This window comes from Bacteroides faecalis (genome assembly GCF_003865075.1).
GTDB classification, from domain to species: Bacteria; Bacteroidota; Bacteroidia; order Bacteroidales; family Bacteroidaceae; genus Bacteroides; species Bacteroides faecalis.
In genome coordinates this window covers 269,814-280,516 of sequence record NZ_BHWB01000006.1, presented here as the reverse complement: position 1 = coordinate 280,516, position 10,703 = coordinate 269,814, and the positions used below count along the sequence as shown (strand labels likewise).

The following is a 10,703-nucleotide window of genomic DNA, read 5'->3' as shown; positions in this document are numbered from 1 at the left end:
TTTGATAGTCGGTATAGAGAATACGATGGTAACACAAATGTTCGTTTCCATCAGAAGGACACGCTGAAGAGGTTCTTTGCGAGATTTGAACAGAATGGCTCACTATCAATCGCTTCAGAGCTGATTGTGGATCATGTTCCGAGGAAATCGTGGAGGAAATAGAAAAACACTGCAAGTCCTTCTATATCCGTGCTAACCGCTGCAGTTCGATCTACAATGACACCTTTGCTCTCAAAGGCTGGAAAACTGAGGAAATCAATGGCATTGAGTTTGAATTGAACTCTATCCTTGTTGAGAAGTGGAAAGGTAAGGCATATCGACTTGTGATTCAAAGACAGAAACGGATGGATGGTGTGCAGGATTTTTGGGAAGGAGAATACACATACCGTTGTATCCTGACTAACGACTATGATTCTTCCGTAAGAGAAATTGTCGAGTTCTATAACCTTCGTGGAGGAAAGGAACGTATCTTCGATGATATGAACAATGGTTTCGGGTGGGACAGATTGCCCAAATCCTTCATGGCAGAGAACACAGTGTTCCTTCTTCTTACAGCACTTATCCGTAACTTTTACAAGGCCATTATTCAAAGACTTGACGTAAAGAAGTTCGGGCTCAATGCAACAAGTCGCATAAAAGCGTTTGTCTTCAGGTTTATCTCTGTACCAGCCAAGTGGATCAGGACATCAAGGCGGTATGTGCTGAACATCTATACCTGTAATAATGCTTACGCAGATGTTTTCCAGACTGATTTTGGATAATGCCTACAACTTATGGGAATGATATTGTGTATTGCCTCAAGTCACATTGTGGGGTAAGGGGATATTGTAGGCAGAAGTGGGTGCTTCAAGTTCAAATTATCTGCAAATTCAGTAATGAGAGGACGTGTAAACGCAATAAGGACGTTCAAGGGCTTAGTTGCGGATTTGAGTTAATAGTATTACCATTGGGATTTTGTACAATGTATTCGTCTTTGTCTATTTCCGATTGGGGGATTGGAAGAGATAATAACTCTTTCTGAAATTCTTTTTTCGAAAACAGTACGTTCATAAAAACCCTTCATCTGTAAATTGATACCGCATCCAATTCATGCCATAGAAAGGTCCACCATCTGTATCTTCGGCAATCAACCAACGTCGTGTATCAAATAGCGTAACTTTCAAAACATAGCTCCACTCTCTTTCATGCCGTATTTTCTTTCTCATCACATCTTGAGACAGACCTTTGGGTACTTCGGGAATCCCGCTCTCTCACGAATCAGATTCAGATATTTACGAATATCCGTGTTTTGAGGATCATATTCATTCAGTGCTTCAACATAATTCAAAGAATTTCAGCATAACGAATCATCACATAGGGACGCGTGACATATTTACTGGTCTTAGGATTTGAATCAGGAGATACTTCTGATAGAAATGTAGCCTGTGCGCGGGAAATCCCAAGAGCCTTTCTTGCCATGGTTTTGTCCGTGAAATATAATTGTATTCTATTTTTTGGTCCCAATCCAGTAAGCTCCACTGAAACCAATAGCTGCATAAAACCGGGGTTCTCTGTTTTACATACATTTATAAGTACCTTTAGGAGCAAATACCCAACCGGTTACAGGATCTTTATAATCAGCAGTACTAAATCCTTTTTCTACATAGCTTGTTCCTGCATCTTTAATACCTTTACCGTCTTTCATCTCGAATTCGTCTACTAATTGTTGGGTAGCTCCCATACTTTCATATCCATTGGTAAACGTGGAGTGCATGAACGTTCATAGGCAGAAAGTGAATTGCTGGTGCGGACCATGATGAGTTCATCGTTCCACGTGTCTAAGAACATTCCGGCAAGAAAGGTAAGGATCTAAATCTCCATTTTGTTTTTAACTTTATACAAATCAAAGATGCCGAGATCAATAATGTCTTTCGCTGCTTTAGCGGCATCTTTCCATTTCTGTTCATTGTATGCCTGACTGAACAGGTGAGTGCCGTCTTTGTTTATAACATCTTTGTATGCTTGGTTACCATTGAATTGTGGACTTGCAGCTAATAGCAAAACTCTATTTTTAGTAGCCATACACATCGCTTTTGTAGCACGTCCGTAGTCAATTTCAGGCTGTTCTGTAAAGTGCAAAGGAAGATCATGAGATGCAATCTCCAATTCATTGAGTATATACTCAACACATTTGTCATAAGGACTTCTAGACAACGTCATTTGTACATCGTCGTTTTCCAGGTCGCCTGCAATCACTTCATCACCAATAATAACAAAAGGTCCGTATTGTCTTAGCAGGTTATAGTAAAACCAGGCTCTTAGGAATCGTGCTTCTGCTTTATATTGGATAATTCTGTCCTGCTCACCATTTGCAATCATTTCCGTATTATTTTCGATATGATTCATAAAATAAGTTGCAGAACGTATTCCTCTATAGAAATGACTCCAGAATTCATAGTAATTGGAAGATGCACTCCAATTACCTAAATTCATTTTATAACTATTATAATCTGCACGGTCGTAAGTAACATCCAGATCGTCCGAACAAGGATCCCAAGGGACTGTGTTGGTTCGGTGTGACTCATCTTTAATATAACTGTACACAGTTGCCAGATATTCTTCGGAATATTTACGTCTCTGAAAAACTTCCTCAATCGTCAGGCGGTCATTCGGCACTTGATTAAAGAAGTCGTCATTGCAACCGGTGCAAAGGATAATGAGTAATCCTAATACAATATTTTTCATGTTATCTATGTTTACCATAAGAATTAAAAGTTAAAGTTAATACCTATATTATAAGAAGCGATATTAGGATAGTTATCTCCACGCCCGTCTCCTTTCTCCACATCCCATAATTTGAATGGGGTAATAGTGAATACATTTACACCCTGCAGGAATATATTAGCTCCGTTCAGATTAATCTTCTTTAGAAAGTTTTTGGGTAATCCATAAGTTAACTGTATGTTTTTGAGACGCAGGTAATTTGCGCTTTTCAGCCACCAAGTGCTTGACTCGAAATTCATATTTAAATTACCAGGCATAAGGCGAGGATAAAAAACATCTTGGCTTGGATTACTTTCTGTCCATCTGTTGGTGATATTGCTTAACAAGTTTCCCCGGCTAAGCCCTTGTGAGAAAGGCATCACTCCCTCTCCGGATAATTGAACATCTACGTGAGTTGCTCCTTGAAACATAGTAGATAAAGACATATTTTTATAAGCTAATGTAAATCCGAATCCGTAAATAATTTCAGGTACGGCTCCCCAGCCGATAGGGGCTTTATCATTTTCATTTATTTTACCGTCTCCGTTCAGGTCTTTATACTTAATATCTCCTGCGCGGGTATCTCCGGACTGTATAGGGGAAGCGATAACATCTTCGTCACTTTCGAATAATCCGAGAGCAATATATCCATATCTTTGGCCAACTTTTTGTCCTCTTCTATCTAGCCACGGATAAGGATAAACCATATCATTCTCTATTACCTTATTCCTGTTAAAAGAAAAATTACCCATGGCACTAAGCGACCAGTTTTTCCAGGTGTTATTATAAGTAAATGAAGTTTCAATACCTTTATTATCTACTTTTCCAATATTTCCTAATGGAGTTTTGATCATACCGACGTACGCAGGAATGCTTCCACGTGACAGAAAAATTCCTTCCCGCTGTTCTTTGAATATATCTATTTGAACATTCAGCTTATTATTCAAAGTCATGATGTCAAGACCAATGTTTGTTTTATTGGCCGTTTCCCACGTCACATCCACATTATAATCGCCAATAGCTTTGGTAGCATATTTTTGATTCATGTCTTTACCAAAAATATAAGAAGTAGTTGTAGAAGCATCCACGGTTGCGAGGTATGCAAATCGGCGTCCCGTTATTTTTGCATTACCAACTTTGCCCCAGGTTCCTCTTAACTTCAGATATTGAATGACAGAGCTCAGTGGCTTGAAGAATTTTTCGTTGGAAATAACCCATCCGGCGCCAAACGACGGGAAAAATCCAAAACGTTTGTCCGGTGCAAAGTTTTCGGAACCATTGTAGCCAAAGTTAAACTCGCCAAAATAACGTCCACCATATGAATATGTAAAACGTCCGGCCAATCCTCTGAAACGGTATGGAAGAGCTTCTTCTACAGAGGATGCTTTGGTGTTCAACTCGTCACTTTGATTGAATAGTAACATACCTGTCACGTCATGCAGTCCGAATTGACGTTTATAGTTAAGGGCTGCTTCCAGATAAATGCTGCGGTTACCTTCGGAGTTGTTGGAATAAGAGAGCGTCTGAGTTCCTGTATAAGTTTGTGTATATATTAGGTTGCCATTCTTATCTCTGCCGGTTGCTATATATGTGTCGGGAGTACGGGTGAATCGATTGCTGGTATAGCTGTATGCATCAAAAGAAAACATACCGGTTACTGACAGTCCCTTGATAATGAAGGGTAAATCCTGTGTCAGACGTAGATTTGAGAAAATCTGGCTTCTCCATTGATTAGCATATCCCGTTTCGTTTAACAGTGCATATGGATTATCAACACCACTACTGGGGCGATCGCCTATTTTCCCATCCGGATAGACTGGCGCGACATAATTAGGAGTCATGTAGAATGCTTTGCCAAAAATTGTTTCACTACCGGTTGCCGGATAATTAGCATGTGCCATGTAACCCTGAATGCCCAATTTGATCTCTGTGGTACGCGTTGGAAGTAAAGTTACATTCGAAGTGACATTGTATCTTGTATAATAAGTATTTGCATTATAATCATGTGTTTTACTCATTTTATACAATCCTGTTTCGTCGTAATATCCCAATCCGATGTAGTAAGTTGCTTTATCCGAACCGCCGTGTATGTTGGCATTGGCAGTACGATTGTGACCGAAATTATTGAATAAAGTAGAGAACCAATCCACATTTGGATACAGATAAGGGTCTTCTCCATTGCGTGTCATCCTGATTTCATCATCGCTGTATTGTCGTGGATTTCCGCGAGTGACCAATGCCTCGTTTGATAAATCCATATAGGTCGGTGCATCTACGAACTCCGGATGAGCTGTGAAATGAGTGAATCCTTCGGTATACCGGATATTAAATTGAGGTTTCCCAGCACGTCCCGATTTCGTGTTGATGATGATAACACCATTCGCTCCACGCACACCGTAGATAGCTGTTGCCGATGCATCTTTTAGGATGCTGAAACTTTCGATGTCTTCCGGATCGACATTTGAAAATGAACGGGGGACTCCATCTACCAGTGTCAAAGGTGCACTCATACTGGCAGTCAATGTAGAGATACCACGGATATAAATATTGGAATCATCGAATCCTGGTTCACCTTTTCTTTGGACGGAAACCAGACCTGCGATTCTACCTCCTAATGAATTAGTAAGGTTGGCAACGGGTACTTTCATATCAGCAGCAGAAATACTTTGTTGCGAGCCGATAATACTAATCTTTTTTTGTGTACCATATCCTACTACGGTAACCTCATCCAATACCTGATCATTTTCGTTCATGGTTACGTCAATGGTTGTTTTTCCTTTCACCGGAATGTCTTGTGTGATATAGCCAATATAAGCAAACTCTAGCACATCACTTGATAGCACATCAATCAGGTATTTACCATTAATATCTGTTGCGGTTCCAGTCTGTGGGCGACTTTTAATGCGAATATTTACACCTACCAATGCTTCTCCGTTCGCACCGTCTTTTACTATACCTGTGATACGGTAAGTTTTCTTATCCTGTTGTGGGGCAGTTCCTGGAGTGCTTTTTTGTTTGATGTATATTTGTCTGTCAGTAATGGTATAAGTATTGTTTGAGTTTTTGAAAAGCTGATCAAGTATAGCATTAATGGTTTGGTTTTGTACATCTATCGACACATTTTTATTTATGTCCAATATGTTATCATAGTAAAAAAATATAAATTCACTTTTACTTTCAATTTCAGAAAAGACTTCTCGGATAGACTTGTTCTCTATTTTTAAGGATAACAGTTTACTTTGAGAATACTCTTCTTTCGCATTTTCGGCAAAGCCATTACTATTCCATCCTAAAATTAAAAATAGGACTGTATATTTAATAATTTGAAAAAAACTTTGATTATTAATGACTTCTCTTGTGTTATTTTCTGATTTTGTCATACATTTGTAATAATTCTAAGGTTTTAAACTAAAGGTAATTTGTTTTTGATTTTAGAATTTACCGGATGATACTAGGAATATTGTCCGGTTTCTTTTTTCAATAGTGTTTGATTTTTATGTTTTCATAGGCATTCTGTTTATTGGTTTTACAAAGGTTTAATTTTCTGCTTTTGTCAGATAATATGTTCCGTCCTCCTGAAACCGGTATTGAATTGGCAAAGTTTCAGCCAATCCATTCAGTAACGAATCTAAATCTTTTTCCAGATCTAATTTTCCTGAGCAACGGAGCGAACTGATTTCCGGCTGACAAGTAATCTTCTTTCCGTAGAATTTTTCTAACTGAAGTATCAGTTGAGCAATTGTTTCGTTTTCGCAGACATATATGCCATAGATCCATGATATATATTTGGAAGTATCTATGACTTTTACAGATTCGGAGTGATTGGCTGATAAAAGATACATCTCATTTGGAACCAGTTCCTTTCCGGAGAAGATCTCACTTTTGTTTTCCGGTGTCACTCTGACAGAGCCGGAAGCAAGGACAACTGTCGTTTGATTTTCCACTTCATAAGCTGAAACATTAAATTTTGTTCCCAACACTCTTACATTTATATTTTTTGTTTTTACTATAAAAGGCTTATCTTTATCATATGCTACTTCAAGGTAGATTTCTCCATCGATGAATATTTCTCTTTGTTTATCGTCAAAGCGTACAGGATATACTAGGCGTGAACCTGCATTTATCCATATTTTAGTTCCATCCTCCAAGGCTAATATGCTCTTTTTTCCATAGGGTACGACTAGCTGATTGTAGGAAGCAACATTCTTTTTATCAATTATTTTATCTTCATTTATTCGGATATTCTTCTTATTTGAATATGAGATGGTAGGTTTTTTATTATTCAACTCAATTTTTTGCTTTTCAGAAAGAATTAGTTGTATGTCCGATAAGTCTTTGATATTTTCCGGAGAATTAGATGCAAATTGCCGGATATTTGTTAAAGAAGAATTATAGGAATTAGTGATATACCATATCCCTATAACGATAATCAGTGAAGCTACAAATCCTCCGGCGTATAGAAACATACGCCTGTATGACCGAATAATCGGATGATACTTGATCTCTAAATTACGTTGTTTAAGAAGTATTTTAGTTTTCTTCAATGCTTCCTCCGGATTGAATTCTGTTTGCTGTGATAAACTCCACGAATCATAAAAAGATAGAAACAATTTTTGATTCTCTTCCGATTCTTTCAACCAGAGAGATAATTCTTCTTTCTCGGCAGGGGTGATATTTCCCTCCAAAAAGCTGACAATAATAGGTTCTATTTCTGCTTTCATATATATAATACGATTATGAGGGGAATAACCCTACCTCAAAAATGATTTATTTTATAGAAAAGATAAATAAAAGAAAGTAGGAGATGATTTTATTATTCTGAAGTCCTTTTCTTAAAGTGAAAAGTGCTTTTGTTATATGTTTTTCTACTGATTTGATACTTATATTCAAGTGAATAGCAATTTCTTTATTAGACAAATTTTGTTGTCTGCTGAGTGTGAATACGGTTCTGGTTTTCTTGGGTAATGAAGATATTAGTGAGTAGATGGTCCGGTTTAATATCTGGTAGTCATACTTTTCATCCACTCTATTAATAATTAGTTGGTCTACATATGATTCCAGTTCTGTATTATTCAGATAATTGTCTAGACATTCATGTTGATTACCTACATACTTCAGGTAATCAATTGCTTTATTACGCGTACATAAATATAAGAAGGAACGAATGGAATCCATGTTGTATATTTCTTCCCTTTTTTCTAATAATCGGCAGAATACATCTTGTACGATATCTTCTGTAATTTGCCGATTACGGACATACCGGTACGCAAATGCGCAAAGCTGACTGTAATATTTGATGAAAATATTATTGAAGTCTTGGTCACTAATATACATTTCTATTTTTTATAGTATTAGAAAATTTATGGCAATTTAGATAGAAAAAATGTGATGTGCAAGAAAGGAAACGAAATTTGTGATTTTCGTTTTTTTTATTGTTATTATACTGTTGCAGATGAATTACTTATTAAATAACGTGAGTTCGATATACTATCAAAAAATAGTAAGTTGCCCATCGTTGATAAAATTCACATCAATGGCGGGTCTCTTTTTCAAAAAACAATAAGCAGCGATAGCTGCCAAAGCATTTGCAATGAAGTTATTGAAAGAACGATGTCTGGAAAGTTCGATCTGTGCAATGTTCTTTAGTTCATCATTAACAGGTTCAATCAAAGTTCTTTTTCTGAGTAGAATCTTATTGGCTATGTTCATCAGGGAATTCTTCATGTTGTTTTTGACTTTAGTGACAAGCTGTATGCCGTCTCGGAACAAATTCCCGAACAGGTCTGCCCGATATATCCTTTGTCAGCACATAATTCCCCCTTTATGTTTTCAAGGAACTTACCCTATTTCAACGGTTCCCGATCATTGACATTCTCGGGAGTAAACATGAAATTGAGAATTTCACTTTTGTCATTGATTATCAGATGTAGCTTGAGTCCGAAGAACCATTTCATTGAACATTTTCCACGCTCGGCAAGTCCCTCGAAAGTCTTGTGAATCCATATCCGCTGATTACGGCAAACGCGCAAGGGAGTGGAGTCGACAAAGCTGATACCCGTTCAGGTTATAAGATACACATCGGGGAAATAAACCTTTCAGATGTTTGTAGATATACTCCTTGTAAAAATGCTTAAAGCAGCAAGAACCACCAGAAGGAAATAGAATAAGTCGGCATCATTCATACGGTTGTGCTTGTTGCGATGTTTGAAATGTTTGTCTTTAACCATATATTTTCCTGTTGTCTCGTAAATTCTTTACAAGAATCACCTGCCATACAATAAATCTCTGTAACTTTAACCTCTGAGAACATAGCGGTAATTGTTTAAATGTTATAATTCAGCACTTTTTATCGTTATGTTCCTATTTATCAAAAGATTAGTTTTATTCTTATATCGAACTCACGTTAAATAGTTACTTTCAAATATTTTTTTGTCATTATTCAGAAAATAAAAATATCAATATTAGACAATTCAGTATCTTTAGATTTAATTATTTTCTTTATTCGTAATACTTATAGAAAATTAAATGAATTGCTATTTTACTAGCTAGTTATATCATTTTAGAAAGGAAAAAAATCATTATTAACAGGTTTACTTCATTAAGTATCTGCTATTTTTGCAATTTTACATTTAATATAAAATCTGAATGCAAATAAATTAAGAATATGATGAGATTTTTATAAACATCAACAACTAATATTTTTTATGAAACACATTTTATTACTATTATTCCTATTTGGAATTCTTTTTTCTTTAGAAGCGCAAAAAAAAGAGGTACGACAAAAATACGATGTTGCAGCTTTTTTATATCCTGCCTATGCGTCGGATGATCCCCGCTTACGTCCCTTCTGGCCCATGGGTATTGGAGAATGGGAAACTGTAATGACTATGCAGAACCGTTATCCCAACCATTATTGGAATCGAAAACCTCTATGGGGATATATTAATGAAGCAGATCCGACAGTAATGTCTATGGAAATTGAAGCAGCTACCAATCATGGGGTAAATGTCTTCATTTTTGACTGGTATTGGTATGATGGACGCCCCTTCATGGAAACAACCTTGGATAATGGTTTTCTAAAAGCTGATAATGTTTCTAAGATGAAATTCTATCTGATGTGGGCCAACCACGATGTACTAAATTTGTGGGATACGCGTTTAGCACGTGTCAATGAAAACAACGTCATCTGGACAGGGAAAGTAGACCGACAGGAGTTTGAGAAGATTTGTAAGCGTAACATCGAAAAATATTTCAAGCATCCTCAATATTATAAGATTGATGGAAAACCGGTATTCATGATCTATGATATCCCTCAGTTGATTACAGGATTAGGTGGAATCAAAGAGACTACCGATGCCTTAAACTGGTTTAAAGAAGAGACAAAGAGAGCAGGTTTTCCAGGATTGGAACTCCAAATAACAATGTGGGGAGTTAATTTGAACTATAGTGGATTTGATGCAGGGAAAAACACCAGTCCTGAAAATGAATTTGTGAAAACACTTGGTTTTACAAGTGCCACTCATTATCAATTTGTATATTTCACTAATGTGGATGATGAGTACCCTAATATAGCGGATCGGGCAGAAAAAGAATGGTATCGTATTGATTCCATATTCGATTGTAAATATTATCCTCATGTCAGTGTAGGATGGGATAATAGTCCGCGTACGGGACATAGTGCGGTAATGAGGAATAATACACCGGAGAATTTTGAGAAAGCTCTGAGAAAAGCACGTGATTTTGTAGATAGTCATCCCCGGCAAGCTCCTCTTATTACAATTAACAGTTGGAACGAATGGACGGAGACAAGCTATCTGATGCCTTGTAACGTGTATGGATATGGCTATCTAGAAGCAGTGAAAAATGTTTTCATGAAATAATTCATTTCAATTCTAAGTAAAAAATAATATGATGCACTTTGAGAGACAACTGAAATTTTCTTTCCATTATTTATTGTTCAC

General features: G+C 36.9%; 8 protein-coding genes and 2 pseudogenes. 2 read left to right on the top strand and 8 right to left on the bottom strand.

What is annotated here, in order from left to right; translation table 11 throughout:
* Positions 1 to 761 (top strand): annotated as a pseudogene (locus EJF25_RS12780) (IS1380-like element ISBf12 family transposase); the annotation flags it as partial.
* A gap of 285 nt (positions 762 to 1,046) precedes the next feature.
* On the opposite strand, the gene EJF25_RS25700 reads toward EJF25_RS12780, so the two are convergent.
* The 8 genes and pseudogenes from EJF25_RS25700 to EJF25_RS12755 all read right to left on the bottom strand — a co-directional run bounded on the left by EJF25_RS25700 (position 1,047) and on the right by EJF25_RS12755 (position 9,052).
* Positions 1,047 to 1,205: a hypothetical protein gene (locus EJF25_RS25700; RefSeq protein WP_235016805.1), complete on the bottom strand. Its 159-nt coding sequence runs from the start codon at positions 1,203 to 1,205 to the stop codon at positions 1,047 to 1,049.
* On the bottom strand, positions 1,205 to 1,327 hold the full coding sequence (locus EJF25_RS25695) for a RagB/SusD family nutrient uptake outer membrane protein (protein WP_235016804.1): 123 nt from the start codon (positions 1,325 to 1,327) through the stop codon (positions 1,205 to 1,207). The genes EJF25_RS25700 and EJF25_RS25695 overlap by 1 nt, the downstream gene beginning before the upstream one ends.
* A 228-nt stretch (positions 1,328 to 1,555) precedes the next feature.
* Complete coding sequence (locus tag EJF25_RS25690) at positions 1,556 to 1,753, bottom strand: hypothetical protein (protein ID WP_235016803.1); 198 nt, start codon at positions 1,751 to 1,753, stop codon at positions 1,556 to 1,558.
* A gap of 95 nt (positions 1,754 to 1,848) precedes the next feature.
* The gene (locus EJF25_RS25685) at positions 1,849 to 2,724 is read right to left on the bottom strand and encodes a RagB/SusD family nutrient uptake outer membrane protein (protein WP_235016802.1); all 876 of its coding nucleotides are present in this window, start codon (positions 2,722 to 2,724) and stop codon (positions 1,849 to 1,851) included.
* A gap of 23 nt (positions 2,725 to 2,747) precedes the next feature.
* The gene (locus tag EJF25_RS12770; protein ID WP_125041461.1) at positions 2,748 to 6,122 is read right to left on the bottom strand and encodes a TonB-dependent receptor; all 3,375 of its coding nucleotides are present in this window, start codon (positions 6,120 to 6,122) and stop codon (positions 2,748 to 2,750) included.
* 156 nt (positions 6,123 to 6,278) lie between these two features.
* Positions 6,279 to 7,463: a FecR family protein gene (locus tag EJF25_RS12765; protein WP_125041460.1), complete on the bottom strand. Its 1,185-nt coding sequence runs from the start codon at positions 7,461 to 7,463 to the stop codon at positions 6,279 to 6,281.
* 46 nt (positions 7,464 to 7,509) lie between these two features.
* The gene (locus EJF25_RS12760; protein WP_125041459.1) at positions 7,510 to 8,076 is read right to left on the bottom strand and encodes an RNA polymerase sigma-70 factor; all 567 of its coding nucleotides are present in this window, start codon (positions 8,074 to 8,076) and stop codon (positions 7,510 to 7,512) included.
* Between the two features lie 156 nt (positions 8,077 to 8,232).
* Positions 8,233 to 9,052: pseudogene (locus tag EJF25_RS12755) on the bottom strand (IS982 family transposase).
* Between the two features lie 394 nt (positions 9,053 to 9,446).
* Between EJF25_RS12755 and EJF25_RS12750 the strand changes: the two are divergent.
* A complete protein-coding gene (locus EJF25_RS12750) occupies positions 9,447 to 10,622 on the top strand; it encodes a glycosyltransferase WbsX family protein (protein WP_125041458.1) in 1,176 nt (391 codons plus the stop codon).
* Positions 10,623 to 10,703 lie beyond the last annotated feature (81 nt).

What these genes read in the sequence shown, in the direction of transcription:
- EJF25_RS12760 (WP_125041459.1), bottom strand. Translation starts at nt 8,076, where the DNA reads ATGTATATTAGTGACCAAGACTTCAATAATATTTTCATCAAATATTAC.
- EJF25_RS25700 (WP_235016805.1), bottom strand. Translation starts at nt 1,205, where the DNA reads ATGAGAAAGAAAATACGGCATGAAAGAGAGTGGAGCTATGTTTTGAAA.
- EJF25_RS12765 (WP_125041460.1), bottom strand. Translation starts at nt 7,463, where the DNA reads ATGAAAGCAGAAATAGAACCTATTATTGTCAGCTTTTTGGAGGGAAAT.
- EJF25_RS12770 (WP_125041461.1), bottom strand. Translation starts at nt 6,122, where the DNA reads ATGACAAAATCAGAAAATAACACAAGAGAAGTCATTAATAATCAAAGT.
- EJF25_RS25685 (WP_235016802.1), bottom strand. Translation starts at nt 2,724, where the DNA reads ATGAAAAATATTGTATTAGGATTACTCATTATCCTTTGCACCGGTTGC.
- EJF25_RS25690 (WP_235016803.1), bottom strand. Translation starts at nt 1,753, where the DNA reads ATGCACTCCACGTTTACCAATGGATATGAAAGTATGGGAGCTACCCAA.
- EJF25_RS12750 (WP_125041458.1), top strand. Translation starts at nt 9,447, where the DNA reads ATGAAACACATTTTATTACTATTATTCCTATTTGGAATTCTTTTTTCT.